The organism is Malonomonas rubra DSM 5091, assembly GCF_900142125.1.
In the GTDB taxonomy this organism is placed as follows: Bacteria; Desulfobacterota; Desulfuromonadia; order Desulfuromonadales; family Geopsychrobacteraceae; genus Malonomonas; species Malonomonas rubra.
In genome coordinates this window covers 47801-71986 of the sequence record NZ_FQZT01000004.1, presented here as the reverse complement: position 1 = coordinate 71986, position 24186 = coordinate 47801, and the positions used below count along the sequence as shown (strand labels likewise).

Sequence of the window (24186 nt, the reverse complement as noted above, 5' to 3'; positions counted from 1 at the left end):
GAAACTCTTGCTGGAGATATTGGCGGAGTTGACCCTAATCCCGATCATCGTAAAAAATGGATTGTGCGATCCGCAATGTGATAAAAAACATGCCCTTGGAGTGGGCCCCGTAAGCCCACTCCAAGGGGAAAGCTATTTCAGCTGGAAAAGGGCATTGTTCAACGCTGCCTTCATCACCTCTTCCAAGGAGGGATGATAAACCGGCATCTGCAGGATTTCTGCGACCGTCATACCATGTTCGATCGCCAACACCAGCGTCTGGGCCATATGCTCGGCGCCGCGACCAAAAATTTCGGCACCCAGCAGCACGCCACTGGCTTTGTCGACATAAACCTGCATCAGACCGCGGTGGTCGTGATAGATTTCATGCCGTGGCCCGCTGCCCATCCTGGCACGGCCGACAACCAGAGCTTCCCCGTCAAGGGAGCTGAAGTCGGCGCCAACTGAAGCCATCTGCGGATCGGTGTAATAGATCGCCATCCCCGGCATCCGCATCCCTTCTTTGCGCTGCGGATAGCTGATGGCACTATCGGCTGCGATCCGGCCCTCCAGGTAGGCTTCGTGCCAGAGCGGCAGGTCTTCTGTGGCATCGCCGGCAATGAAAACCTTGCTGTCGCCACACTGCATGGTCAGCGGATCGTAACGCGGCAGCCCCCGATCATCGAGAACCAGTCCGGAATTTTCCAGCTTCATCGTGCGCAGGTTCGAAGCTCTCCCGCTGGCAACCAGCACCCGCTCAAAATTGCGAACGATCTCCTCTCCCTGCTCGGTACGATAAGTCAGCTCAAAACCATCAGCCACCTTCTTCGCTTGAGTAAAATGACCCCGCGGAATGATATCAAGTTCCTGTTGCAGGGTTTTCATCACCTCCTGCTGCAGCATCGGGTGGGTGAAGGAGCCAATCCGACCGCTGCGGCCGAAGAGAGTCGTCTCGACACCCAAACGGTGAAACGCCTGACCCAGTTCCAGAGCAATCACACCGAGGCCGACCACCGCCAGCGACTTTGGCAGATCCTCCAGTTCGAAGATCGTATCACTGGTGTCCAGCTCGTCGCGCAGAGGTTCGAAGACCGGCGAGAGGTACGGCGTGGAGCCACAGGCGAGAATGATTTTTTCCGCTTTGACCCGCAATCTGCCATCAACCTCGATAGTCTGCGGATCGACAAAGGTCGCCTTGCCTTCAACTTTGTACTTATCCGGGATGCTGTTGACATATTTCAGCACACCACCGACGAAAGTCTGGGCCCGGTCCTGCTTGATCCGCTCGAAAACGCGCGGACCGTTCACCCGGTACTGCCCGTCGATTCCAAAGAAGCTGCCGTGGTCAATATTGTGAGCCAGTTCCGCTGCTGCAATCAACATCTTGCTCGGCATGCAACCGACCCGCGCGCAGGTCGTCCCGTAAGGGCCATGCTGAATCAGCAACACGCTGTCAGTCTGCTTGCGCACTTTACTGAAAGCTCCCAGGCCGGCGGTACCGACGCCGATAATCACATACTCTAATTCACGAATCTCCATCTCTCTCTCCAGACATCTCAGCTTTTTTCAGTCACATTTACTGCAATCGCAAAGTCCAGCTATCCATCGTAATACTGCGGCCGCTTTTTGCCTACCAAAATGCGAAAATCATAAAATGAGGGCAGGCCCTGCACAAAAAGAGACAAAAAAAGTCCCCTTTTTGACCCAGGTCATGTTTTTTGCTTTTTCCCTGCCATATTCTTTCACCATCAATTGAGACATTTCGGTTCAGGTTGAACTTTTACAGCACAAATTAAACAACGGAGTTGGAAATGGGCATTTTCGATTTTCTGTTCGGGAAAAAAGAAACTGAAACTCTACCTCAAGCAAAGGAGACAAAGGATATGTCGATGTTCTGTTACCAGTGTGAGCAGGCAGCCAACGGCGGCTGCTCGGTGGTCGGTGTCTGCGGTAAGCAGCCGGATGTGGCAGCGCTGCAGGATCTGCTGATCTATTCCCTGAAAGGGATCGCCTTCTGGGCCAACAAGGCACGTGAAGCTGGCAAGAAAGATCAGGAGATCGATCGTTTCATGATCGACGGCCTGTTCGCCACGGTCACTAATGTCGATTTCGACGCCAACGAAATCTCCAAGCTGGTCAACGAAGCCGTTCGTCTGCGCGGCAAAGCCAAAGCGCTGGCCGGCGATGTTGACGGTGAGATCCCTCAGGCGGCCCAGGATTGGGCGCTGCCGGCATCGATCGACGAGCAGGTCAAGCTCGGCGAGCTGCACGGCGTCAAAGACTACAGCGTCGATGACGATATCCACTCGGTGCGCGAAATCATCACTTACGGCATCAAGGGTTACGCCGCTTATGCCGATCACGCCAAAATCCTCGGTAGCGAATCGGACGAGATCTACGCTTTCACCCACAAAGCGCTGGCCGCGCAACTGGACGACAGCCTCGACCTGATGGCCAACGTCAACTTGGCACTTGAGGCCGGTAAGATCAACTACGCCACCATGGAACTGCTCAATAAAGCCCACACCGACGCCTACGGTCACCCGGAACCGACCCCGGTTCAGCTTGGCACCAAGGCGGGTAAAGCGATCCTCGTTTCCGGTCACGACCTCAAGTTCCTCGAAGAACTGCTCAAGCAAACCGAGGGGACCGGCGTCAACATCTATACCCACGGAGAGATGCTCCCCGCCCACGGCTACCCCGGCCTGAAGAAATATGCTCACCTGGTCGGTAACTTTGGCGGTGCCTGGCAGGATCAGCACAAGGAATTCCAGCAATTCCCGGGCGCGATCATCTTCAACACCAACTGCATTCAGAAGCCGGCTGAAAGCTATAAAGATCGCCTCTTCACCTGGGGACTGGTGCAGTGGCCGGGCGTCAAACATGTCGATGGCTGGGACTTCTCCGAGGTGATCAAAAAGGCGCAGGAATGTGACGGCTTCGAAGATGCACCGGGACAGGAGATCCTCACCGGTTTCGGCCACAACGCTATCCTCGGTGTCGCTGACAAGGTCATCGAAGCGGTCAAGGGTGGTGCCATCAAGCACTTCTTCTTGGTCGGCGGCTGCGACGGCGCCAAGCCGGGCCGGAACTACTACACCGAGTTTGTCGAGCAGGCTCCCGCTGACACCGTCATCCTGACCCTGGCCTGCGGCAAGTTCCGCTTCAACAAGATGGATCTGGGCGATATCGGCGGCATCCCGCGCCTGCTCGACGTCGGTCAGTGTAACGACGCCTACAGCGCGATCCAGGTCGCTGTGGCTCTAGCCAACGCCTTCGAGTGCGAAGTCAACGACCTGCCGTTGTCGATGGTGCTCTCCTGGTACGAGCAAAAAGCGGTGGCGATTCTGCTGACCCTGCTTTACCTGGGCATCAAAGACATCAAGATCGGCCCGAGCCTGCCAGCCTTCATCACCCCGAACGTGCTGAACTTCCTGGTTGAGAATTACAACATCGGCCCGATCAGCACCGCCGAAGAAGACCTCAAGCAGATTCTCGGCGCATAATCTGCAGCACATCAAAAAAGGGGCTACCAACATTCTGGTAGCCCCTTTTCATCAGCTTGCCCCGCCCTAAAATTTACAACCCGTATGGCTGCAGTATTCTGGCATAAGCCTCAGTCGCCTTGAACTCACGCAAAGCATCCGAAAAGCGCGCCACGAACGCTGGATCAATCTTTTCTTTGGAAAACCCGATAAACAGCGGATCCGCGGTTACCGGGGGAGAAAGAAACCTGATCTGGTCCGCTTTGGCCATCAAATGAGCCGTATAATTGATAACTTTCGAGTTACCGATGGCAAGATCAACCCGTTGATAGGCAACCAGCCGGATCAGTTGCTCCAGCGTTTCGCTGACAATCTTATGCTCGAGTTCTATTTGATCGAATTGCGAACCGTAGCTGAAGCCATCAACGACACCGATACTGTAATCCGTAACATCGCTCAGTTGACCGGAATAGGTCACTGAACTGCCAGCCGAAGTGAAGAAGCGATTCTCTTCAATGACCAGTGCTTCTGCCGGAAACAGCAGGAACTGTTCCCGCTCTCGGGTCTGGAAAAGTGGCAAGACCGCATCAACTTCACCCGTCCTGCCATATTCCAGCATCCGCTTCCAGGGATAACTGACATACTCGACTTTTATTCCCATTTTTTCAGCGACTTGATCGATGATATCGATGCAAATCCCGGCAGGCTGGTCATCTTCGGTGAAAAAATAAAAGGGGGGATAACCGGTGCTGATACTGATCTGCAGTTGACGAACCTCTGCCGAAGCACTTGAAACCAGCGTCAACAAACATAAAATGCTGCTAAAAAGCCATTTTCTCATCGATCAGCATCTCCAAAACATTGTTCCATTATGACCTGCCTCCTGACAGGTTACAAGAATCGATAGCTTTCGATTCTTTAAGAAGTGTTAAGCGCGACCATGGGCATAAAAAAAGGGCTGCCTGCACGGCAGCCCTCTGCATCTATTTTAGCTAACGTTGCCTTAGAAGCGCCCCAGCAACTCTTTTTGCTCCTGAACAGCTTTGGCATTATAGAACCAGATGTGGAGCTGATCGAGGGCATAAAGGCTGAGTCCAACCAGAACGACGGGAACGAAGTGCGCAGCGATGGAACCGGAAAAGCTGTAGAAAAGGAAAAAAGCAGCGCGGTAGCCGAGGTGCTTCCAGCTGGAAGCCGGAGCATGTTCGTTGGCGATGGAGGTCAATGTCAGGACAGTCGCCGAAAAACCGTAGACCGCCAGAGCGATGCTGACCAGGTAAGGTGCCGGAGGATACCCGAGCAGTTCACGGACCGGTTCGGAAACAGAGGTGAACAGGTTAAAATCTTTGAACTGGAAAGCAATGATGCTGACAATCAAAAAAGTCGCCAATGCACACAGGTTGTTGTGGGTTCTCATGTTCCGTGTACAGGCACGTTCCCAAATCTGACGACCGTTGATGGTTTTGCTGCGATTGTTGTTTGATTTTTGATATTTGCTCATCATCGTCTCCGCCTTTTCGATTTTTTGTTTCTGTTGCTATTTCTCTAAGGCAGGACTTGTGCCAATTTTTGCTATTTTTTTTGCCTAGTAAAAACAGACAGTTATCGATTTCCATCGATTTTTCTTCAACTTTGCGAAACAGGAAAATTCTTGCCGGGCAGGAATTTTCCTGATTGGCGAGACGAAAAATCCTGTCGTCCGTGCGGGGAAAACTGCCCCTCTTGAATTTACTCGACAGATGGATAATAGTTTCAGCCGAGAGATCACATCCCATAAGAACAGGTGTCAGCATGAAATACAAAATTACGGCAACCCAGAACATCTCCAAAAACTGCATGGTTTGCGGCGTTGAAAACGACTTCGGCTTGAAGACCCGCTTTCACGAAACCACATCACAGGAGTTGATCGCCCTCTTCACTCCGCAGGATTTTCACCAGAGCTACCCCAACATCACCCACGGCGGGATCTCGGCGACCATCCTCGATGAAACAATCGGCCGCGCGATCATGATTTTCCACGATCGCAACACCTTCGGCGTCACCCTGGAGCTGAACGTGAAATATAAGAAGCCGGTTCCCTACGGTGTCGAACTGAAAGTGGTTGGCCGCATCACCCGCGATGCCGGGCGCATCTTCGAAGGCAGCGGGGAGCTCTACCTGCCGGACGGCACACTGGCAGCAACTGCGACCGGCAAATACATGAAAAGGAACCTTGAACAGATCACTGACAAGAGTTTTTCCGAAGAGGAGTGGTTTGTTCCGAATGATTTCCCGGATGAAATTGAGCTTTGAACAACAGCCACAAAAAAGCCTCGCTGCATAACTGCAACGAGGCTTTTCAGGTTAAAAAAAACGACTACCAGCTCGACGGCAAGTTCCGCTCAGCCCACTTGGCCGCTTTCATCCGGTTGCTGACGTCGATTTTTTTGAAGATGTTGTACAGGTGGGTTTTTACCGTATGCCGGCTTATGCACAGGTTCTCGGCGATAGACTCGTTACTTGAGCCATCGGAAATCATCCGCAGAATCTGGCATTCCCGCGGCGTCAAGCGGCCAGGCAGGCTCTCTTCCTGTTTTTTCTCTGCATACAGACCATTATCGATCCGTAAGCTCGCCATCGCCTGCTGCTCGCTCCAGAACTGGCCATTAAGCACTTTCTCAATCGCCTGCAGTAACCTCTGCGGCGACTCGTCGCGGCTGACCACTCCATTGACTCCCTGCTTCAGCAACTTGCGTTCCAGCCCCTGATCTTCCACCAGGTTATAAAACAGACTGTAGGTCTGGTTGCTGTGGCGCATGAAATAAATCTGCAGGCGATTGATGAAATAATCGGGTGGGTAACTCTTACAATCACAAAGCAGCAGGGTCTTTTCCGTTTGCCCGGTTTCCGGCGGATGATGAAAATTGTCCAACTGAGTCAAGGTCCGGACTCGGCAATCAGGTAATTTCTGTGCGAGAAAATGGCTTAGCAATTCATTGGCAAGATAGTCTCTGCCAACAACAATAACTTCAACCCCCATAAACGCTACCCCCAGATGCAAATATAGACAATAGTCTTGGACAACTCTTTCCAGAGTAAACTACAAACTTTCTGCGACATTCGCTCATTAAGATCATAACAAGCAAAACACCGCTGTCAATCGCATTCAATTATCGCCGCTTCTTGCCCGCTTCACGAGAAGGCGATATAGTGTTTCAGCCTGAATCGTTGCAAGGAGAATTATGATGCATCCTGTTTTTCAACCTTCGGTCATCCCGACCTACAGCAGCACACCGATGCCGGAATACCGTCATTTGCCGTTTAAAACACCACATCCCTACATGGATGAAGGGGGCCATTCATACAAACAGGAACTGCCGAAAGTCGACAGTTTCGACGAGCAGAGCTGGCAACAGTGCGATACCTACCTGCACGCCATCGATCTGTTCAACCAGGGCTACTGGTGGGAAGCTCATGAACTGCTGAAACAGGTCTGCTACTGCGTCGGTCGCGAGTCGCAGATCGGCAGTTTTCTTGAAGCGGTCATCCAGATCGCAGCCGGTGAACTGAAGTCCTTTATGCAGGAAAAGCAAGGCGCGCAGGCACTGATCGAACGTGGCCTGAGCGGACTGAAAGCGCCTCAGCCGGTTTTCCTCGGGATCGATGTCGAAGCTTTTCGCAACGCTGTCAGCAGCTGCCACAATGCTGCAGAAAACGTTTTTCCCCGCATCAAACTGGTGCTCTGATTTTTTTGCAAAGAGACAATGACAGCAACCTGCAGCCCGTCCGACATTCCCCGTTATTGTGATGAGCCTTTTCCGGCCTATCGCTACCTGCCGTTTCGTCCGGACATTCCACATCCAAAGGTTGACCCGGCCGGGCATTCCTACGGCAGGGAAGATGATGATCTGGCTGGATTTTCCCCTGCCGACTGGCGCCAGTGCCAACCCTTTCTCTACGGAGTCGACCTGTTCAACAACGGCTACTGGTGGGAAGCACACGAAGCCTGGGAAACAATCTGGTTGGCCGCCGGGCAGAAGACGCCGACCGGGCAGTTTATTCAAGGACTGATCCTGCTGTCGGCCGGACAGCTGAAGCGGGTGATGCAGGAAACCCGGGGGGCAGAGACGCTGACCGCGAGCGGTGTGGCAAAGTTACAGCAAACAGCAGGCTGCTTCCTCGGCATCGAGGTCGCGCCATTGCTTGCAGCAGCAAAAAACAGCCTGCATCAGGAAGGTGTTGTTCCCCGCATCAGGCTGATCTTTTAAGCGGCACTCAGCCGATTGGCAAACAGATCTGGAAACAGCTGCCTTCGCCTGGTGTTGATTGCACCGACAACTCACCTTTGTGACTTTCGACAATAATGAAATAAGAGACCGAGAGACCGAGGCCGGTTCCGCTGCCAACAGGTTTGGTAGTAAAAAAAGGTTCAAAAATCCGCTTGCAGGTCTCTTCATCCATACCACTGCCGTTATCTTCAATCTGCACACAGACCTGCTTCTTCGCTTTATCCAGATGGGTACGCAGTACAAAACAGGACTCTCGATCCGGAACTTCCCACATCGCCTCAGCGCCATTGCGTAAAATATTCAGGAGCACTTGCTGAATCATGCTGCTGCTGCAGGGAACCAGGGGCAGGCCCTCGCCGTATTCCCGCACAATCCGGGCCTGGCGGAAATCAAATTTTTTCTTCAGATCAAAATCGTTCTGCGCCAACTCCACTGTTTTTTCGAGCAATTTGTTGATGTCCTGCGAGGAATGAGTCCCTCCTTTGACGGCAAACTTCAGCATATTGTGAACAATCTCCGCCGCCCTCGCACCGGACGTTTTGATGCTGCCAAGCATATTGGGGATATCCCGCGCCTGCATATAATCACGCAGCGCCGTCATTGAGGTTCCTGCGGCCTTAGCCGCTTTTTCATTGGCGGGAAGGGGGCCGAGCAGGCGGTTATCAAGGACACTGACGGTCTGTAAAATACCCGCCAGTGGATTGTTGATCTCGTGCGCCATCCCGGCCGCCAGACCACCTATCGACAGCATCTTTTCGCTATGCACCATCGCTTCTTCCAGCCGCACGCGTTCAGTGATATCGTCCACACGGATGACGGCCCCTTCAATACCTTCATCTATAAGTGGATAAATAGAAATATCTTCGAAACAAAGGTCCTTCTGCTTCAACCGCGCCCGCTTCGGGATCAATTGCTGTTCTTTGCGCTCGAAGGCGAGGCCGATCCATTCGGCCTCTGTTGCCAGATGCGGGCAAACCTCAGCCAAGGGCTTGCCAATCACCTCCTCTGCACTAACATCGAACGCCTGTTCCGCAGACAGGTTCCATTGGGTAATAGTTTGCTGAGAATCGATCCCGATCAATACTGAAGGCATTGAATCGATAACGCTGGCCAAATAGTTGCGCAACTTACGCAACTGCGTATCCTGCTCCTGCAGTTGCTGGAGAAAATGAATACGCCGCTGCTCGTGATTTTTCAGCAGAAAAGTCAGAAAAGCGCCGGTCGCCCCGATGCCAAGAATCAGCAGAACCTGGACCGTACGAAAACGGGAGAGTCGCTTCGCCATCTCCTGACGCAGGGCAGTTTCCACATCATTAGCCGACTGCAGAAGGTTACTGAATATCCCATCGAATTGCTGATCGATCTCGGTTCCGATCCCCGAACTATGCTGTTGCAGCCAGCGCTCACTGGCAATCTGTCTGAACTGCTGCAGGTCAAGCAGGGTCTTTTCGATCTGTTCCCGCAATTCCGCAACGTCCAGGGGGATAATGCGCCCGTTGACGCCTTCGCCACCAGACAGCATTGTCCGTGCGTACCATTCTGCCCGATCAAAATGTCGTGAAATCTCTTCGGGGTTGATATAACGGTCACCGCTGATCGCCTCTTCATACCAGAGATGGCCAAGGGTCACTTCGTACTTGAATTCCATCACTGCAGTTGTCAGGGGGGCGTAGCGCTCTACCATGCTGCGTCCGAGAAACAGCGAAACAAGCATTCCAACCACAGCCAGAAGGGTCAGGGCGAGCACTGTGTAGGCAGAGAGTAGTTTGATCCGGTCGGTCGTCATTTCCTTCATTCCGACAAAACAGGTGATAGGCAAAACAGCAGCAACAGGCTACTTCAACCTGTATAACAGCCGCCAACGGCCTGTCAAACAGGCTAATTAAGTTTTCTCCCTTTGCCGCTGTGTTTTCACGGCATCGACGATTTCCCTCAACATCACTTCTTAGGGTCGATATCCGACCACATAACACCCGTATACAGCCACTTGGCATAAAGCCGCTTTTCGAAAAGAAATGTCTAATCTAGGCTGAAATCGACGGCACTTAGAATATTCAGTTTTCCACTCATAACGGCTTTCAAATTTATAACGCGGAGGTTTCCATGTCGGTTCGCATCATCATTGTTCGGCACGTGCCGAAAGAAAAAGCCCAGGACCTTAAACCCTTGTTACTGCAGATGCGCTCACTGGCCAACGCCCAGACCGGCTACATCTCCGGCGAAACCCTGGTCAACTACGACGATCCCAGTGAACACCTGGTCATCAGCACCTGGAAAACCCTGGCTGACTGGAACACCTGGCTTGATGACCCGCAACGACGCAAATTACAGAGCAAGGTCGATGAGATCACCGGTTCGGAGACCATGTACTCGGTCTACTACAACGGCTGAAAAGGACTCAGAAAATGATGGAAGAAAAAATCAATCAACTTCTCGATATGCGTCAGCATGCCCTTGAAGGCGGGGGAGCCGAGAAGATCAAAAAACGCCACGCCAAGGGACTGCTGACTGCCCGCGAACGGATCGAACTGCTGGTCGATGAAGGCAGCTTCGAAGAATTCGATATGTTCAAAACCCACCGCTGCCACCACTTCGGCATGGCAAAACATCAGGCCCTGGGCGACGGCGTGGTCACCGGTTACGGCACCATCGACGGCCGGCTGGTCTACCTGTTTTCGATGGACTTCACCGTGCTCGGCGGTTCGCTGTCGGAGACCTTCGCCGAGAAGATCTGTAAGGTGATGGACATGGCGGTGAAAAACGGCGCCCCGGTCATCGGCCTCAACGATTCGGGCGGCGCACGGATTCAGGAAGGGATCGAAAGCCTCGCCGGCTACACCGACATCTTCCTGCGCAACGTCACCAGCTCCGGCGTGGTGCCACAGCTCTCCGGCATCTTCGGACCCTGCGCCGGCGGCTCGGTCTACTCCCCGGCGCTGACCGACTTCACCGTCATGGTTCGCAACAACAGTTACATGTTCCTGACCGGGCCAAAGGTGGTCAAGGCGGTCACCCACGAGGATGTCGATGTCGAAACCCTCGGCGGCGCCAGCGTCCACACCACCAAGAGCGGCGTCGCTCACCTGGCCGCCGACAGCGAGGAACAGGCAATCGCCTACCTGCGCGAACTGTTCTCCTATATCCCGCAGAACAACATGGAACCGGCCCCGCAGGTGGAAACCAGCGATCCGGTATCGCGCGAGGATGAAGGTCTCTGCCGCCTGATCCCGGACAACCCCAACCACCCTTACGACATCAAGGCGGTCATCAGCAGCACCGTCGACGACAACCGCTTCTTCGAAATCCAACCCGACTTCGCTCCCAACCTGGTGATCGGCTTCGGCCGCTACGGGGGTCAATCAGTAGGGATCGTCGCCAACCAGCCACAACATTTAGCTGGCGTGCTCGACAACGACGCCTCGATCAAAGGCGCACGCTTCGTCCGTTTCTGCGATGCCTTCAATATTCCCGTCGTCACCTTCGTCGACGTCCCTGGCTTCCTGCCCGGCACTACCCAGGAGTACGGAGGCATCATCCGCAACGGTGCCAAGCTTCTCTATGCCTACGCCGAAGCGACCGTGCCGAAAGTCACCGTCACCGTGCGCAAGTCCTACGGTGGCGCCTACTGCGTGATGAGCTCCAAACACCTGCGCGGCGACGTCAACTACGCCTGGCCGACCGCGGAGATCGCCGTCATGGGCGCCAAGGGCGCGGCGGAAATCCTCTTCGCCAAAGAAGTGAAAAAGGATCCTGAGAACGCGGCGACGATCCTGCAGGAGCGAAGTGACGAATACCAGGAGAAGTTCGCCAACCCGTACGAAGCGGCCCGGCGCGGCTACGTCGACGCGGTTATTCTGCCGCAGCGCACCCGCTTCCGTATCTGCAACGCTCTGGCGATGCTCGAAGGCAAGCAGGATAGCAATCCGCGCAAGAAGCACGGCAACATTCCACTCTAAGCTGAAAGGTCATTGGTATGAATTTCAGTTGGCAAAACGTCATCGACGGCAACGGCATAGGCATTACCCTAACCGGTATGCTGATCGTCTTCTCCGGCCTGCTGCTGATCAGCCTGTTCATCACCGCCCTGCCGCGGGTGCTGGCACTGGGAGAAGCGAAAAAGCAGGCCCCTGTGCAATCAAAAACGGCCGCAGCCGATACCGGCTCGACGGAGCCGACAGAAGACGAAATTATGGCCGTCATCTCACTGGTGTTGCACCTGGAGACCGAGCGCAGCCTCGGTGAAGGCTCCAAGCTGACAATCTCCCGGCAGAAACGTGGCTCGATCTGGGCCTCGGCAGGCAAGATGCGTTCCCTCTCCGAAGGTGGTTCCCATGCGTAAATATCAACTTAAACTCAACGATAAAGATTTTAACGTCCATCTGCGCGACCTCAGCGGTGAAGAGGCCACGCTGGAAATCAACGGCAAAGAATACCAGGTCGAGATTTCCTCGGTCTCCGAGGTTATACCGGAAGGGGTCGCCCCGAGCGCCGCACCACCCCCGAGTGGTCCGGTCGCTTCCCCCGCCTCGGTCGCCAAAGCAAAAAGCGGCGACACTGCCGCTGGTAGCGTACAGGCACCAATCCCCGGCTCGATCATGGAAGTCTATGTCCAGGTCGGCGACAGCGTCAAAGCCGGACAGCCGCTGTTCAAAATGGAGGCGATGAAGATGGAGAACGAGATCAACTCTCGCCTCGACGGCACCGTCTCGGCTGTCAACATCAGCGCCGGCGACAGCGTCAACCAGGGTGACGAACTGATGGTAATCAATCCCTGATTTCTGCGGAGAACACTGATGGACATGCTTTACAACTTTATTCAGAACACCGGCTTCGCAGGCATGACCTGGGGCAACTTTGCCATGATCATCATCGGCATCGTTTTTATCACCCTGGCGATCACCAAGGATTACGAACCGCTGCTGCTGGTGCCGATCGGCTTCGGCGTGGTGGTCGGCAACATCCCCGCTGTCGCCGGCATGGCTTTAAGCGTTTATGACGAAGGCAGCGTGCTGCAGTACATCTACTTCGGCGTCAGTCAAGGCCTGTTTCCCCCGCTGATTTTCCTCGGCATCGGCGCCATGACAGACTTCTCGACCATGCTCAGCAACCCCAAGCTGGTGCTGCTCGGCGCGGCGGCGCAGGTCGGCATCTTTCTCACCCTGATCGGTGCCCTCTACCTCGGCTTCACCCCGGCGGAAGCGGGCGCTATCGGCATCATCGGCGGCGCCGACGGCCCGACCGCGATATTCCTCTCGTCGAAGCTGGCGCCGCACCTGCTCGGCTCCATCGCCATCGCTGCCTATTCCTACATGGCGCTGGTACCGGTGATACAGCCGCCGATCATGAAGCTGCTGACCAGCAGAGAAGAACGCCTGATCCGGATGAAGACTCCGCGCCAGGTCAGCCGCAAAGAGAAGATCATCTTTCCGATCGCCGCTTTTCTCATCTGCGGCCTGATCGCGCCCGGCTCAATGGTGCTGATCGGCATGCTGTTCTTCGGTAACCTGCTGAAGGAATGCCTGGTCACCGACCGGCTGGCCAACACTGCGCGCAACGCCATGATCGACATCGTCACCATCCTGCTCGGCTTCTCCGTCGGTGCCAGTACCGCTGCGAAATATTTCCTTACAGCACAATCGCTGTTGATCTTCGGGCTGGGCGCGCTGTCGTTCTGCATTGCGACCGCCGGCGGCATTCTCTTCGCCAAGTTCATGAACCTGTTTCTGAAAGACAAGATCAACCCGCTGGTCGGCGCCGCCGGAGTGTCCGCAGTGCCCGACTCTGCACGGGTGGTTCATACCGTTGGTCTGCAGGAAGACCCGGGCAACTATCTGCTGATGCACGCCATGGCGCCGAACGTCGCCGGGGTCATCGGTTCCGCCATCGGCGCTGGTATTTTGTGGACAGTTCTGGTGCTGTAGACGGGTTCACACCAGCTGTTCGAAGGATAATTGTGGTGAAAGCAACAAGGTAAACACGTATACGGAAAATAGAATTTCTGTATACAATTTCAGCCTGTTAGAGTGTGCCGGAGAGTTATTTTTCTCCGGCATATTCACTTTGAGAAGCAAATGGTTGCACCAGTTATCGGCCAGCTCGACCGCGAGCAGGCAAAGGCATTAATCGAGCAGCAGGGGCTGCGTTTTGAAGAGAATTTCGACGCCCAGTTCGGGGCTTTCGAAGATGGCCGCCTGGTTGCGACCGCCAGCCGCGACCGTAACGTTTTCAAGATGTTCGCCATCACGCCGGAATACCAGGGCGGCAGCGTCCTCGGTGAGCTGATCTCGGCGCTGCTGCAGAATGGCCACCAAGCCGGCTACAAGTCGTTCTTTGTCTTCACCCCACCGACCTCGAGTGCATCCTTTCAGGCCTGTAATTTCCGCCCGCTGGTAACCCACCACAAAGCATGCCTGCTGGAGTTCGGCAACGGCCTGAAACAGTACCTGAACAGCCGCAAAACGTTGGTGCGTCCCGGCCACAACGGCGCCGTGGTGGTCAACTGCAACCCCTTTACCCTGGGGCACCAGTACCTGATCGAGTCCGCCGCTGCGCGCGTCGACCATCTCTACATTTTCGTCGTCCGTGAAGACCGCTCTTTTTTCCCTTTCGATGTCCGCTATCGGCTGGTCGAGGAGGGTGTCGCCCATCTGGATAACGTCACCATCCTCGACAGCGGTGATTACGCCGTCAGCGGGGTGACCTTTCCCAGCTATTTTTTGAAAGCGGATGACGATCTGCAGTCGCTGCAGATGGAGCTCGACCTGCTGCTGTTCGCCAAGCACCTGGCACCCTTTTTCAATATCAGCACCCGGTTCATCGGCACCGAGCCCTACTGCCGCACCACCCGCACCTACAGCGAATTCATGCAGACCATGCTCCCCCCCTTCGGCATGGAGGCGGTCCAGCTTGAGCGCTGCCAAGCTGAAGGCGGAGTGATCAGCGCTTTCCGCGTCCGCCAGGCGCTGCGCAAGGAAGCTTATGAAACCGTCCGCCAGCTGGTGCCGGAAACCACATTCAGGTTTCTGCGCTCGGAAGACGGGCTGGAACTACAGAAAAAACTGGTCAACTACCAGAGGAGGCACTGATGAAAATCACCAAGTCTGCCCAGTCAGGCACCATGCAATCGAGCGATCTGATGATCTTTCTCGAACCGGCGGACGAGCTGATCATCGAGATCGAATCGACGGTCAAGCAGCAATTCGAGCACCTGATCCGCGCCAAAGTAGAAGAGGTTCTAACCCAACATCAGGTGAGCTGCGGCGAAATCCGTATCAACGACCGCGGCGCCCTCGATTACGCCATCGTCGCGCGTTTGGAAGCCGGCCTCAAGCGGGCCTGCGAAAAGGAGTAGAGTCATGATTGGTGGCTGGTACAAGGAGTGGCAGCAGGGTCGTCGCTTTATCATCAAAGTCGAGCCGGGCGAAAAAATCCGCGAAAAGCTGATCGCCTTCGCCAAGGAGACCGGGGTTAAAAACGCGGTTGTGGTTTCCGCCGTCGGTTCAGTGCTCAACGTGCATTACCGCGGCATCAAGACCGGCGCCAAACGACCGATCACGCCACCACGCATGCATCAGCACGAAGCCAAGGGGCCTTTTGAGCTGCTCGGGCTGGAAGGCAACCTGATCTGCAACGAAAACGGCGAGGTCGACAGTCACCTGCACATCATGCTGGCGAAAAGCTCCGGTGAAGTGATCGGTGGCCACCTGTTCGAAGCCGAGGTGTTCGCCAGCTGCGAACTGCTGCTGACCGAGATGCTGGTCGAGGGCATCGAGCGCCATGCCTCCAAGAGCGGTGGCACCCAGACCATCTTTATCGACGAGGAGGTGTAATCATGTCGGTTTTTCAGCTACGCCGCTCACTGCTTTACGTGCCGGGCAACATGCCCTCGATGCTGCAGAATATCCCGATTTTTGAAAGCGACGGGGTGATGATCGACCTGGAGGACGCGGTCCCTCTGAGCGAAAAGGACGCCGCCCGTATTCTGGTACGCAGATTCCTGGAAAACTACCAGGACCGCAACAAGGAGATTATCGTGCGGATCAACGCCCTCGACACCAAGTGGGGCGAAGACGACCTGCGTGCGGTGCTACCGGCCCTGCCGGACGGTATCAGGCTGCCGAAGGCCGACACCCCCGAGATCGTCGAGACCCTCGACACCATGCTGACCGAGTTCGAAGAAGAACTGGGCCTTGAGATCGGCCGCTTCAAGATTCTGCCGTCGATCGAAAGTGCCGAGGGCGTGATCAACTGCATCCGCACGGCAAAGAGCACAAAACGTCTTATCGGTCTCGCTTTCGGCGCCGAGGACTACACAGCCAGCCTGGAAATCGAACGAACCAAGAAAGGCGAGGAGTTGTTTGCCGCCCGCACCCGCGTCGTCTGGGCCTGCAAAGCGGCCGGCATCCAGGCGATCGACACCATCTTCGCCGACGCGGGCGATATGGAAGGGCTGCACCGCGAGACCCAGCTGATAAAAACCCTCGGCTTCTCCGGCAAGTCGCTGGTCAACCCGCGCCAGATTGACGTCATCCACGAGGTCTTCGCGCCCAAGCAGGAGGATGTCGATTACGCCCTGCAGGTGGTCGATGCCATCCAGAAAGCCCGCGAGATGGGCACCGGGGTTATCTCCCTGCACGGCAAAATGGTCGACGCCCCGGTGGTCAAACGGGCCGTCAACACCCTCAAAACCGCGCAAGCGCACGGCATGATCGATATCGAACTGGATGAAGAGGTGATCTATGGTCAGGAATAGTCTCGGCCGCGAGCTGCCGGAAAGTTTCAACGGACGTCAGGTTGTCCCCTACCAGGATCCCTACAGTCTACAACCGGACTGCAACCAGGCCACCCGCCCGCTGCGCCGGATCAACCCGGACCAAGAGAAGGTGCTGCCGAATTTGCGCGAAGCGATCATCGCCGCCGGGCTGAAGGACGGCATGTGCATCGCCACACACCACCACCTACGCAACGGCGACGCCCTGCTCGGTGCCGTGGTGCGGGAACTGGATGCCCTCGGTTTGCGCGACATCACCATCGCCTCCAGCTCGATCCACCCGGTTCACGCCGAGCTGATTCCTTACATCGAAAAAGGCGTGATCAGCGGATTCGAGTGCGGCGTCAACGGCCCGATCGGTGAGATGGTCTCGAGAGGTGAGCTGAACTGCCCGATTATCGTCCGCACCCACGGTGGCCGCGCCCGCGCGGTGATGTCCGGCCAGGTGCAGATCGACGCCGCTTTCATCGCCGCACCGAGCTGCGACAGCTACGGCAACATGACCGGCGCGTTCGGCCCATCCGCCTGCGGCAGCCTCGGCTACGCCCACACCGACGCCCGCTACGCGAAAAAAGTGATCGCCGTCACCGACAACCTGGTGCCCTACCCGGCACGCTCCTTCGCTATCCAGCAGACGCTGGTCGACTACGTGGTGCCGGTTGAATCCCTGGGCGATCCCTCGAAAATCGTCTCCACCACCACCCGCATCACCCGCGACCCAGTCGGCCTGCAGATCGCCAAGTACGCTGCCCAGGTGATCGAAACCTCCGGTCTGCTGCAGGATGGATTCTCTTTCCAGACCGGCAGTGGCGGTATCTCGCTGGCAGTCGCCGACCAGGTACGACAGAAGATGCAGGCAGGCAATATCAAGGGAAGCTTTGGCTGCGGCGGTATTACCGGCTACTTCGTCGACATGCTCGAGGAAGGTCTGTTCCAGACCCTGTTCGACGTCCAGTGCTTTGACCTGAAAGCGGTCGAATCAATCGGCAAAAATGCCGGTCACCAGGAGATCAGCGCCGACATGTACGCCAACCCGTTCAACGCCGGGGCGGTAGTCAACCAGCTCGACTGCGTCATCCTCGGCGCCACCGAGGTCGACGTCAACTTCAACGTCAACGTCAACACCGAATCGAACGGCCTGCTGCTGCACAACACCGGCGGTCACAGCGACACCGCCGCCGGCGCCAAGCTGTCGATCATCACCGCGCCCTCAATCCGCGGCCGGTTGCCGATCGTGCGCGATGAGGTGACTACGGTCACCACACCGGGAGCGACCATCGATGTCATCATCACCGAGCGTGGCATCGCGGTGAACGAACAGCACGCTGACCTGAAACAGGAACTGCAGAAACGCAAACTGCCGGTCAAGGATATCCGTGAGCTGCAGCAGGAGATCTACAGCGTCACCGGAAAACCACGGCCGCTGGAATTTACCGATGATGTCGTTGCCCTGATCGAATACCGCGATGGAAGTATTATCGATGCCGTACGAAAAATTAAGACTTGAGCTGCTGCAGGCCCGCCAGCAGCGGGAAGAGCGTCGCCTGCAGACCTGTCAGCATATCGACCGGACCCTGATCCAGCTGAGCCTGAACATTCCCGGCCCGGACAAAGTTCCGCCCGGCGCCGAGCGGCTGTTCGGCTGGGGGCTGCGCCAGGTGCTTGAGCTGCTGCCGCTGGTCGAAAGCTGCTCCCACGGCCACGACAAGCTCGGCCCCTGGGCGCTGCTCGGCACCGGTCAGAACGCCAGCCAGATGAAGCGGCAGGCGGTGGCGCTGGAAAAAGCGACGGCCGCCGGCCGGCTGCTCGATATCGATGTTTACGATCACAGGGGACGTCAGCTTGGCCGCAGGGAGCTGGGACTGCCTGCCCGCAGCTGCCTGATCTGCGATTGCCCGGCGGTCGACTGCATGCGCGAACAGCGCCACAGTGAAAAACAGCTGAAAGTCAAAATTGATGAACTGCTTAGCACTTTCCGATCTTGAACAATTCGCCGCAGCGCTGGCCGACGGTATCAGGGCCGAACTTTACCTGACACCGAAGCCGGGCCTGGTCGACCTCTGCGATAACGGCTCGCACGACGATTTGACTCTGGAGCTGATGAATCGTTCCGCGGGAATGATGCGGGAATACTTGGCCGAACTGGCGGTCGCTATCTACCGGCAGCAGCCTTTTCCTGAGTTGCAGCAGATCGGCCTGAAAGCAGAGCAGAGGATGCTGGCAGAACTGCAGAGCAACTGCCACCGGGGCGGGATTTTTCTTAGTGGCCTGCTGCTGAGTGCTTACGGTGAATGCCGCAGCGATAACCCGGAAGCTCTCTCTAACGCTGTTGCCCGGTTAGCTCAACGCCACTTCCTGCAGGCCCGACTGACCGGCAGCCACGGCCAACAGGCGCGCGCCCGTTACCACACCGGTGGCATCATCGCCGAGTGCCTGAACGGGTTGCCGGGACTGTTTCAGATTGCTCTGCCGAGTCTGATCGGCAACCTCAACGATCTGGCCGGCAGTTGCTACCTGGCTATGGCCCGACTGATGCAGCATTGCGACGATACCACCTGTCTGCACCGTGGTGGCCAGACCGGACTGGCGCGCCTGCGAAAAGCCGGCCAGGAACTGGAACTCTGCCTGCTGCGCGGTGCCGATCCGGTACCGCTGCTGCGTCGCCAGAATCAGGAGTTCAAAACCGCCAACCTGACCATGGGCGGTGTTGCCGATCTGCTCGGCCTGACTTTCGGTTATCTCGACTTCACTAACTCCCGACACGGCATTTCCAGCCTTTCTCTGCATCACAAACAGCCATCCTCTTGTCCTGCCTGAACAGCGGCGCTATATTGGTGTGCTGTTTACCATGCACCAGCAGAGGAAACCGCTCCATGCAGAAAACCCTGATTATTCTCGGCGTCGCCATCGTTCTTGCCGGCCTGTTCTGGCCCTGGCTGAGCAAGGTTCCTTTCGGCCGCCTGCCAGGCGATATCGTCATCGACAAACCCGGCTTCAAAATGTTTTTCCCGATCACCAGCATGCTGCTGGTCAGCGGCCTGATTTCGCTGATCATGTGGCTTTTCAGAAAATAAGGATTCAATCATGCGCAGGAGCGAAAAACAAATAACCAACCGGCAACAGCTGGAAGAGCTGCTGAAGAACGGCCGCGAGATGCAGCTGGCAATGCATAACGGCGACTTTCCGTATGTGCTGCCGCTCAACTACGGCTACGCCGATAACTGCCTTTACTTCCACTGCGCGCTGCAGGGGAAAAAGCTCGATTGCCTGCGCACCAACCCGAAGGTCGGCTTCTGTGTCGGTGAGGTGGTCAAGCGGATCGACGGCGACAAACCCTGCGACTGGAGCACCCGCTTTCGCAGCGTCGTCGGTAGCGGCACTGCGGAAATCATCGAAGACCGGGACGGCAAAATCGCCGGTTACGACATCATTATGCGGCAGTTTGGTGGTCCGGTCGGCAACTATGAGGAAAAGAACCTCAAAGGCAGCCTGCTGGTGAAAATCGGTATCGAGAGCATGACCGGCAAACAGAGTCTCTAGGGTTGCTGATGACGCAGAAACAGGAAGGTTTACCACAGCACCTGTTGGCGACGAGCAGAAGACTGCTGCTCGATGCCCTGGCCACCAGCGGCATGCTGTTCAAGATCATCATTCCGATCAGCATTGTCACCCGCCTGCTGCAGCAGTGGGGTGTGGTCGATCAGGTCGGTATCCTGCTTGCGCCGGTGATGAAACTTGTCGGCCTGCCGGGTGAGATCGGCCTGGTCTGGGCGACGGCGATGGTGACCAACCTTTACGGCGGCATGGTGGTGTTCGCCTCGGTCGCACCCGAGCTTGATTTTACCGTTGCCCAGGCGACCATCATGACCACCATGATGCTGGTCGCCCACGCTCTGCCGGTCGAGTTGAAGATCGCGCAGAAAGCCGGGACCCGCTTCCGCACCATGCTGCTGTTACGGGTCGGCGGCGCGCTGGTGCTCGGCTGGTTGCTGAACATCGGCTACCAGCTGACCGGCACCCTGCAGCAGCCGAACCAGGCGCTCTGGAACCCGCCACCGGTCGATCCGGGCTGGATCAGCTGGATGCTGGCCGAAGCGCGCAACATGGTCTCCATCTTCCTGATTATTCTCGCACTGATGGTCCTGCTGGAAGTGCTCAAAGCGGTCGGCATCACCGCGCTGATGACCAAGCTGCTGGAGCCGATCCTGAACCTGCTCGGCATGGGCAAGGAAGCAGCACCGCTGACCATCATCGGCATGACCCTGGGCCTCGGTTACGGCGGCGCCCTGCTGATCCGCGAAGCGCAAAGCGGCAGTTTGAGCAAGCAGGATGTTTTCGCCGCCTTCGCCCTGCTCGGCATCTGCCACAGTTTGATTGAAGACACCCTGCTGATGGCCCTGCTCGGCGGGCATGCCTCCGGTATTCTCTGGGCCCGTTTGTTCTTCGCCCTGCTGATCACCTACCTGTTCAGCCTGCTGATTCCGCGTTTGCCGCATGGGATATTCGAGCGCTACCTGGTGCGCAGCACAATCGCTGATAAAACTAACGCTAAGGAGGCAGGCTGTTGCTGATTTCGATCATCGTCGCCATGGCGCAGAACCGGGTGATCGGTCGCGACGGCGATATGCCCTGGCATCTGCCCGCCGACTTGCAGCGTTTCAAGCAGATCACCATGGGCCAGACCCTGTTGATGGGGCGCAAGACCTACCAATCGATCGGACGTCCGCTACCGGGGCGGAAAACCATTATTCTCAGCCGTAATCCGGGCTTTTCAGTTGCCGGTTGCCGCGTGGTTTCAACTCTGGTGGAGGGGATCTCCGCCTGCCAAACGGAGCAGTTGTTTATCTGCGGTGGAGAAGAGGTTTTCCGCCAAGCGCTGCAACTGGCGGAAAAAATTTACCTGACAGAACTGTTACAGGAGGTCGAAGGCGACACCTTTTTCCCGCAACTTCCCACCGGTCATTTTCACGCTAGTCATAGCGAAGAGCTGGTCGATAACGACCAGCCCTGTCGCTACAGCATTCTGGAAAAAATCACCACTCGCGCTTAATGGTATCTCAGTTTCAGCTCGGGCACCGTTTCTTGCCGGCCTGCCCTGGTTTGCGGGATGTCTGTGTCCCAAAAGTGTCGTTGCGCTTCCTGGGCAGCCTCTGCCCGACTGATGCCGATGTCTTTGAGCAGCTCATCGCTCATTCTGCCCAGCTCTTCCCGTTGCACCGCGATCCGCCTCCAGAGCAGAAGCTTGGCAACAATTTTGTCAGCGAGTCCCAACCGCATCATGGTTCAATCTCCTTTTCCTGGTCAGCAAACGTTATGGACTCCTCTGCAGCAAGCAATAAATAACAGGCTGAAGGCGGTTACAGATAGTAATCGCCAGTGGCTTCAGGTTGATAAAGAACTTCTTCAATGCGAATTGTTTTTGCTCCATCAAAGGTTTTCCAGGTAACCAGATCCCCTTCAGAGTGACCGAGGATCGCAGCTCCTAGCGGAACAGCGATCGATATCCGTCCCGTGGAAAGGTCGGCGTTGCTCGGAAAAACCAAGGTGACAACGCGCACCTTGTTGCTGTCGAGATCGAGATACCTGACCGTTGAGTGCAGGGTCACGATATTGGGTGGCATTTCATCCGGCGCAACGATGTGGCAGGTCGCCAGATCATCCTCTAATTGGCTCAAATCCTCCCGGCGATTTTGCGGAACCCGGTTCATGTTATCCAGCAACAACTCCAGGCGTTCATAGTCATAATCAGTCAGGTAAAGCGCTCTTTCCATCATGCTCGATCCTCTGCCTGCCGCGGCATAAGAGACACAACCCTGCTGGCCTCTGAAAATTCCTTATGAGATGTTAGAGTCATGGCTGCGCCGGTAGGCGCAGAGGATTCTGCCATTTCATCTGTTCTGCTCAGTAATCGAAACTGCGCATTTTCTGTCAGGTCCGCGATCCAGCCAGCATCGAACATTTCACCTGCGGTCCGATAGTTGGTTGCAAGCTGTGTTTCCGAGTCGTAAAGGATGATCTGTCCATTACGCAGGTCCGCCTGCTTTAAATACGCTGAGAAGTTGCTGATGTTTTTCATCCGTAGAATACCTGCTCCCGGAAAAGGATCGATGCCATCCAGAATCTTTCTGGTTTTCAATCTGAGCGCCGCCGGCCAACGACTCATTCACGTCCTCCTTGATTCTTGAGGTTTCCAAGAGCTGCTTGACAATGCGTCACCCTCAGGCATTGACGGCTTCAGGCTGTGGTAACGGGCTGTCAATGTAGAAATGGTTGTTAATTTCATGGAGATAATAAAAGGTATAGAGCTCCATGCAGTTCAAATTGAGCTGGTACAGGTCGGACAGCGAACGGCTGGTTTCTTCCCACGACAACTCTGATTCCCCACAAAATAAAATATCATCGACAACCTCCTGTTGGTTCAGCTTAAGCAGCATGATTCTGTAGGCAGATTTGGCAAGTTCAAGGTGCTGGTCGTAAGCAGGCAGGTCACCATCATCACGCAGTTTGAGATGGAAGCGATTAGAATCGCTCAGGATTTGTTGACGCACGGCTTTCGACAAGGACTCATGACTGAAATATTGGCAGAAATATCCCAATAGCCTATTGATATGAGCTGATACGACGATGAAATCGTTCATAAATTGTCATCCACCTTGCCGCGGCTGAGGGCAGCCGTAGATTGCTATGATAAAGCTTTATGTTCCCATACTAGGGGGTTGTATAGTAGGCGTAAATATAGATATATTACACAAATATCACACATGATATATGTGTGATTTATGGCTCTGGCAGAGGAAAGAAAATGAGTGCGCAAAAAAATTATGTCGCAACTGAAAACAGTCTGGAAAAACAGTTAAATGAACGTATCAAGGAACTTAACTGTCTCTACAGCTTGACCAGGTTGATAGAAGAAAATGAGAATTCAATCGACACACTGCTGCAACAAGCGGTCGATCTTCTTCCAAGCTCCTGGCAGTATCCTGAACTGGCGTGCGCCAGGATTGTCTTTAAAAAGGCGAGCTTTCAATCGAAGAACTTTAAAATGACTTCGCAGCAGCAGCAGGCACCACTGCTGGTATTTGGCGAACCTGTTGGTTTGGTTGAGGTTTACTATCGCAAAAAGATGCCAACTCTCGACGAGGGGCCGTTTCTCAAGGAAGAACGATTGTTGATCGATGCCGTCAGCGATCATATCGCTAAGGCCATCCAGCGGATTACTGCCCAGAGGCAATTGCTGGTCGAGCGCCAGGCACTCCAGGACGCTAATGTGGCCCTGCACGACTCCCTGGTCCAGAGTAAGCAAGAAAAAAAGATGGTCGGTGCTTCGATACAAGCCAAAATTGACAAAATCATCACACCCATTTTCTACGCTTTGGAAGCAGATATGGATGAACGCCAGAAAAAATATCTGGGTCTGCTGAAGAAAAATTTCCTCGATATCGTTTCGCCTTTTGTCGAAGGAAAACAGGATATTTTAACCCGCCTCAGCCCTGTCGAAGTGATGATTTGCGATATGATCAAGCACGGTTTGTCTTCCAAAGAAATCGCCAAGCTGCGTGGAACCACTCCCGGAACGGTAGGTCGTCACCGGGAAAACATCCGCCATAAGCTTGGACTGGCAAACCGCAAGATAAATCTTGTGTCCTATCTCAATAACACGCTGGAGGAATAAAATTCCCGGTGG

The 24186-nt window shown here is 55.4% G+C and carries 30 protein-coding genes; 21 read left to right on the top strand and 9 right to left on the bottom strand.

Features of this window, described 5'->3' with window-relative positions:
* Nucleotides 1-132: 132 nt before the first annotated feature.
* A complete protein-coding gene (locus BUB13_RS07185) occupies nucleotides 133-1518 on the bottom strand; it encodes a dihydrolipoyl dehydrogenase (RefSeq protein ID WP_072907341.1) in 1386 nt (461 codons plus the stop codon).
* 350 nt (nucleotides 1519-1868) lie between these two features.
* Here BUB13_RS07185 and hcp point away from each other — a divergent pair, with 350 nt between their 5' ends.
* A complete protein-coding gene (hcp, locus tag BUB13_RS07180) occupies nucleotides 1869-3485 on the top strand; it encodes a hydroxylamine reductase (RefSeq protein WP_425269181.1) in 1617 nt (538 codons plus the stop codon).
* A gap of 73 nt (nucleotides 3486-3558) precedes the next feature.
* Here the strand turns inward: hcp and BUB13_RS07175 are convergent, their stop codons facing one another.
* Complete coding sequence (locus tag BUB13_RS07175) at nucleotides 3559-4305, bottom strand: substrate-binding periplasmic protein (RefSeq protein ID WP_072907339.1); 747 nt, start codon at nucleotides 4303-4305, stop codon at nucleotides 3559-3561.
* A gap of 162 nt (nucleotides 4306-4467) precedes the next feature.
* On the bottom strand, nucleotides 4468-4965 hold the full coding sequence (locus tag BUB13_RS07170; protein ID WP_072907337.1) for a hypothetical protein: 498 nt from the start codon (nucleotides 4963-4965) through the stop codon (nucleotides 4468-4470).
* Nucleotides 4966-5255: 290 nt separating this feature from the next.
* Between BUB13_RS07170 and BUB13_RS07165 the strand changes: the two genes are divergently transcribed.
* On the top strand, nucleotides 5256-5756 hold the full coding sequence (locus BUB13_RS07165; protein ID WP_072907323.1) for a PaaI family thioesterase: 501 nt from the start codon (nucleotides 5256-5258) through the stop codon (nucleotides 5754-5756).
* A gap of 64 nt (nucleotides 5757-5820) precedes the next feature.
* On the opposite strand, the gene BUB13_RS07160 is transcribed toward BUB13_RS07165, so the two are convergent.
* Nucleotides 5821-6483 carry a response regulator transcription factor gene (locus tag BUB13_RS07160; RefSeq protein WP_072907311.1) on the bottom strand — a complete coding sequence of 221 codons (663 nt, stop codon included), beginning with the start codon at nucleotides 6481-6483 and terminating at the stop codon, nucleotides 5821-5823.
* Nucleotides 6484-6688: 205 nt separating this feature from the next.
* Here BUB13_RS07160 and BUB13_RS07155 point away from each other — a divergent pair, with 205 nt between their 5' ends.
* The gene (locus tag BUB13_RS07155; RefSeq protein WP_072907298.1) at nucleotides 6689-7189 is read left to right on the top strand and encodes a DUF309 domain-containing protein; all 501 of its coding nucleotides are present in this window, start codon (nucleotides 6689-6691) and stop codon (nucleotides 7187-7189) included.
* An 18-nt stretch (nucleotides 7190-7207) separates the two neighbouring features.
* Entirely contained in the window at nucleotides 7208-7711 is a 504-nt protein-coding gene (locus BUB13_RS07150) for a DUF309 domain-containing protein (protein WP_072907296.1), read from the top strand.
* Between the two features lie 7 nt (nucleotides 7712-7718).
* On the opposite strand, the gene BUB13_RS07145 is transcribed toward BUB13_RS07150, so the two are convergent.
* Nucleotides 7719-9518 (bottom strand): two-component system sensor histidine kinase NtrB, encoded by a 1800-nt coding sequence (locus BUB13_RS07145; protein WP_072907294.1) that lies wholly within the window; start codon nucleotides 9516-9518, stop codon nucleotides 7719-7721.
* Between the two features lie 317 nt (nucleotides 9519-9835).
* On the opposite strand from BUB13_RS07145, the gene BUB13_RS07140 reads away from it, so the two are divergent.
* The 16 genes from BUB13_RS07140 (at nucleotide 9836) to BUB13_RS07065 (ending at nucleotide 21552) form a co-directional block, all read left to right on the top strand.
* Entirely contained in the window at nucleotides 9836-10123 is a 288-nt protein-coding gene (locus BUB13_RS07140) for an antibiotic biosynthesis monooxygenase family protein (RefSeq protein ID WP_072907292.1), read from the top strand.
* 17 nt (nucleotides 10124-10140) lie between these two features.
* On the top strand, nucleotides 10141-11688 hold the full coding sequence (locus BUB13_RS07135) for an acyl-CoA carboxylase subunit beta (RefSeq protein ID WP_072907702.1): 1548 nt from the start codon (nucleotides 10141-10143) through the stop codon (nucleotides 11686-11688).
* Between the two features lie 17 nt (nucleotides 11689-11705).
* Nucleotides 11706-12071: an OadG family protein gene (locus tag BUB13_RS07130; RefSeq protein WP_072907279.1), complete on the top strand. Its 366-nt coding sequence runs from the start codon at nucleotides 11706-11708 to the stop codon at nucleotides 12069-12071.
* Nucleotides 12064-12507, top strand: coding sequence for a biotin/lipoyl-containing protein (locus BUB13_RS07125; RefSeq protein WP_072907277.1), 444 nt, complete (start codon nucleotides 12064-12066; stop codon nucleotides 12505-12507). Before BUB13_RS07130 ends, BUB13_RS07125 begins: the two co-directional genes overlap by 8 nt.
* 18 nt (nucleotides 12508-12525) lie before the next feature.
* Entirely contained in the window at nucleotides 12526-13653 is a 1128-nt protein-coding gene (locus BUB13_RS07120; protein ID WP_072907275.1) for a sodium ion-translocating decarboxylase subunit beta, read from the top strand.
* A 150-nt stretch (nucleotides 13654-13803) separates the two neighbouring features.
* Nucleotides 13804-14817, top strand: coding sequence for a [citrate (pro-3S)-lyase] ligase (locus BUB13_RS07115; RefSeq protein WP_072907273.1), 1014 nt, complete (start codon nucleotides 13804-13806; stop codon nucleotides 14815-14817).
* The gene (citD, locus tag BUB13_RS07110) at nucleotides 14817-15083 is read left to right on the top strand and encodes a citrate lyase acyl carrier protein (RefSeq protein WP_072907271.1); all 267 of its coding nucleotides are present in this window, start codon (nucleotides 14817-14819) and stop codon (nucleotides 15081-15083) included. The genes BUB13_RS07115 and citD overlap by 1 nt, the downstream gene beginning before the upstream one ends.
* Before the next feature lie 4 nt (nucleotides 15084-15087).
* Nucleotides 15088-15561 (top strand): PPC domain-containing DNA-binding protein, encoded by a 474-nt coding sequence (locus tag BUB13_RS07105; RefSeq protein ID WP_072907269.1) that lies wholly within the window; start codon nucleotides 15088-15090, stop codon nucleotides 15559-15561.
* Between the two features lie 2 nt (nucleotides 15562-15563).
* Entirely contained in the window at nucleotides 15564-16484 is a 921-nt protein-coding gene (locus BUB13_RS07100; protein ID WP_072907267.1) for an HpcH/HpaI aldolase/citrate lyase family protein, read from the top strand.
* A complete protein-coding gene (gene citF / locus BUB13_RS07095; RefSeq protein WP_072907265.1) occupies nucleotides 16471-18009 on the top strand; it encodes a citrate lyase subunit alpha in 1539 nt (512 codons plus the stop codon). The genes BUB13_RS07100 and citF overlap by 14 nt, the downstream gene beginning before the upstream one ends.
* Complete coding sequence (citX, locus tag BUB13_RS07090; RefSeq protein ID WP_072907263.1) at nucleotides 17984-18487, top strand: citrate lyase holo-[acyl-carrier protein] synthase; 504 nt, start codon at nucleotides 17984-17986, stop codon at nucleotides 18485-18487. The genes citF and citX overlap by 26 nt, the downstream gene beginning before the upstream one ends.
* Nucleotides 18459-19319, top strand: coding sequence for a triphosphoribosyl-dephospho-CoA synthase (locus tag BUB13_RS07085; protein ID WP_072907261.1), 861 nt, complete (start codon nucleotides 18459-18461; stop codon nucleotides 19317-19319). The genes citX and BUB13_RS07085 overlap by 29 nt, the downstream gene beginning before the upstream one ends.
* A 56-nt stretch (nucleotides 19320-19375) precedes the next feature.
* Entirely contained in the window at nucleotides 19376-19576 is a 201-nt protein-coding gene (locus tag BUB13_RS07080) for a DUF2905 domain-containing protein (protein ID WP_072907247.1), read from the top strand.
* Between the two features lie 10 nt (nucleotides 19577-19586).
* Complete coding sequence (locus BUB13_RS07075) at nucleotides 19587-20042, top strand: pyridoxamine 5'-phosphate oxidase family protein (RefSeq protein ID WP_072907245.1); 456 nt, start codon at nucleotides 19587-19589, stop codon at nucleotides 20040-20042.
* A gap of 8 nt (nucleotides 20043-20050) precedes the next feature.
* Nucleotides 20051-21073, top strand: coding sequence for a nucleoside recognition domain-containing protein (locus BUB13_RS07070; protein WP_072907700.1), 1023 nt, complete (start codon nucleotides 20051-20053; stop codon nucleotides 21071-21073).
* Nucleotides 21067-21552, top strand: a complete 486-nt coding sequence (locus tag BUB13_RS07065; protein WP_072907244.1) for a dihydrofolate reductase — start codon at nucleotides 21067-21069, stop codon at nucleotides 21550-21552. The genes BUB13_RS07070 and BUB13_RS07065 overlap by 7 nt, the downstream gene beginning before the upstream one ends.
* Here BUB13_RS07065 and BUB13_RS07060 read toward each other — a convergent pair.
* From BUB13_RS07060 to BUB13_RS07045, 4 genes are all read right to left on the bottom strand, one after another.
* Nucleotides 21549-21782, bottom strand: a complete 234-nt coding sequence (locus BUB13_RS07060) for a DUF1127 domain-containing protein (RefSeq protein ID WP_084091830.1) — start codon at nucleotides 21780-21782, stop codon at nucleotides 21549-21551. The two genes, BUB13_RS07065 and BUB13_RS07060, sit on opposite strands and share 4 nt — an antisense overlap.
* A gap of 77 nt (nucleotides 21783-21859) precedes the next feature.
* The gene (locus tag BUB13_RS07055; RefSeq protein WP_072907243.1) at nucleotides 21860-22276 is read right to left on the bottom strand and encodes a GreA/GreB family elongation factor; all 417 of its coding nucleotides are present in this window, start codon (nucleotides 22274-22276) and stop codon (nucleotides 21860-21862) included.
* On the bottom strand, nucleotides 22273-22665 hold the full coding sequence (locus BUB13_RS07050) for a hypothetical protein (RefSeq protein WP_072907242.1): 393 nt from the start codon (nucleotides 22663-22665) through the stop codon (nucleotides 22273-22275). The genes BUB13_RS07055 and BUB13_RS07050 overlap by 4 nt, the downstream gene beginning before the upstream one ends.
* A 55-nt stretch (nucleotides 22666-22720) precedes the next feature.
* A complete protein-coding gene (locus BUB13_RS07045; RefSeq protein WP_072907240.1) occupies nucleotides 22721-23140 on the bottom strand; it encodes a hypothetical protein in 420 nt (139 codons plus the stop codon).
* A 164-nt stretch (nucleotides 23141-23304) separates the two neighbouring features.
* Here BUB13_RS07045 and BUB13_RS07040 point away from each other — a divergent pair, with 164 nt between their 5' ends.
* Entirely contained in the window at nucleotides 23305-24174 is an 870-nt protein-coding gene (locus BUB13_RS07040) for a helix-turn-helix transcriptional regulator (RefSeq protein WP_072907239.1), read from the top strand.
* Nucleotides 24175-24186 lie beyond the last annotated feature (12 nt).

Excerpts from the sequence above, each read along its gene's own strand:
- BUB13_RS07185 (WP_072907341.1), bottom strand. The coding sequence starts at position 1,518 with ATGGAGATTCGTGAATTAGAGTATGTGATTATCGGCGTCGGTACCGCC.
- hcp (WP_425269181.1), top strand. The coding sequence starts at position 1,869 with ATGTTCTGTTACCAGTGTGAGCAGGCAGCCAACGGCGGCTGCTCGGTG.
- BUB13_RS07175 (WP_072907339.1), bottom strand. The coding sequence starts at position 4,305 with ATGAGAAAATGGCTTTTTAGCAGCATTTTATGTTTGTTGACGCTGGTT.
- BUB13_RS07170 (WP_072907337.1), bottom strand. The coding sequence starts at position 4,965 with ATGAGCAAATATCAAAAATCAAACAACAATCGCAGCAAAACCATCAAC.
- BUB13_RS07165 (WP_072907323.1), top strand. The coding sequence starts at position 5,256 with ATGAAATACAAAATTACGGCAACCCAGAACATCTCCAAAAACTGCATG.
- BUB13_RS07160 (WP_072907311.1), bottom strand. The coding sequence starts at position 6,483 with ATGGGGGTTGAAGTTATTGTTGTTGGCAGAGACTATCTTGCCAATGAA.
- BUB13_RS07155 (WP_072907298.1), top strand. The coding sequence starts at position 6,689 with ATGCATCCTGTTTTTCAACCTTCGGTCATCCCGACCTACAGCAGCACA.
- BUB13_RS07150 (WP_072907296.1), top strand. The coding sequence starts at position 7,208 with ATGACAGCAACCTGCAGCCCGTCCGACATTCCCCGTTATTGTGATGAG.
- BUB13_RS07145 (WP_072907294.1), bottom strand. The coding sequence starts at position 9,518 with ATGACGACCGACCGGATCAAACTACTCTCTGCCTACACAGTGCTCGCC.
- BUB13_RS07140 (WP_072907292.1), top strand. The coding sequence starts at position 9,836 with ATGTCGGTTCGCATCATCATTGTTCGGCACGTGCCGAAAGAAAAAGCC.
- BUB13_RS07135 (WP_072907702.1), top strand. The coding sequence starts at position 10,141 with ATGGAAGAAAAAATCAATCAACTTCTCGATATGCGTCAGCATGCCCTT.
- BUB13_RS07130 (WP_072907279.1), top strand. The coding sequence starts at position 11,706 with ATGAATTTCAGTTGGCAAAACGTCATCGACGGCAACGGCATAGGCATT.
- BUB13_RS07125 (WP_072907277.1), top strand. The coding sequence starts at position 12,064 with ATGCGTAAATATCAACTTAAACTCAACGATAAAGATTTTAACGTCCAT.
- BUB13_RS07120 (WP_072907275.1), top strand. The coding sequence starts at position 12,526 with ATGGACATGCTTTACAACTTTATTCAGAACACCGGCTTCGCAGGCATG.
- BUB13_RS07115 (WP_072907273.1), top strand. The coding sequence starts at position 13,804 with ATGGTTGCACCAGTTATCGGCCAGCTCGACCGCGAGCAGGCAAAGGCA.
- citD (WP_072907271.1), top strand. The coding sequence starts at position 14,817 with ATGAAAATCACCAAGTCTGCCCAGTCAGGCACCATGCAATCGAGCGAT.
- BUB13_RS07105 (WP_072907269.1), top strand. The coding sequence starts at position 15,088 with ATGATTGGTGGCTGGTACAAGGAGTGGCAGCAGGGTCGTCGCTTTATC.
- BUB13_RS07100 (WP_072907267.1), top strand. The coding sequence starts at position 15,564 with ATGTCGGTTTTTCAGCTACGCCGCTCACTGCTTTACGTGCCGGGCAAC.
- citF (WP_072907265.1), top strand. The coding sequence starts at position 16,471 with ATGGTCAGGAATAGTCTCGGCCGCGAGCTGCCGGAAAGTTTCAACGGA.
- citX (WP_072907263.1), top strand. The coding sequence starts at position 17,984 with ATGCCGTACGAAAAATTAAGACTTGAGCTGCTGCAGGCCCGCCAGCAG.
- BUB13_RS07085 (WP_072907261.1), top strand. The coding sequence starts at position 18,459 with ATGAACTGCTTAGCACTTTCCGATCTTGAACAATTCGCCGCAGCGCTG.
- BUB13_RS07080 (WP_072907247.1), top strand. The coding sequence starts at position 19,376 with ATGCAGAAAACCCTGATTATTCTCGGCGTCGCCATCGTTCTTGCCGGC.
- BUB13_RS07075 (WP_072907245.1), top strand. The coding sequence starts at position 19,587 with ATGCGCAGGAGCGAAAAACAAATAACCAACCGGCAACAGCTGGAAGAG.
- BUB13_RS07070 (WP_072907700.1), top strand. The coding sequence starts at position 20,051 with ATGACGCAGAAACAGGAAGGTTTACCACAGCACCTGTTGGCGACGAGC.
- BUB13_RS07060 (WP_084091830.1), bottom strand. The coding sequence starts at position 21,782 with ATGATGCGGTTGGGACTCGCTGACAAAATTGTTGCCAAGCTTCTGCTC.
- BUB13_RS07055 (WP_072907243.1), bottom strand. The coding sequence starts at position 22,276 with ATGATGGAAAGAGCGCTTTACCTGACTGATTATGACTATGAACGCCTG.
- BUB13_RS07050 (WP_072907242.1), bottom strand. The coding sequence starts at position 22,665 with ATGAGTCGTTGGCCGGCGGCGCTCAGATTGAAAACCAGAAAGATTCTG.
- BUB13_RS07045 (WP_072907240.1), bottom strand. The coding sequence starts at position 23,140 with ATGAACGATTTCATCGTCGTATCAGCTCATATCAATAGGCTATTGGGA.
- BUB13_RS07040 (WP_072907239.1), top strand. The coding sequence starts at position 23,305 with ATGAGTGCGCAAAAAAATTATGTCGCAACTGAAAACAGTCTGGAAAAA.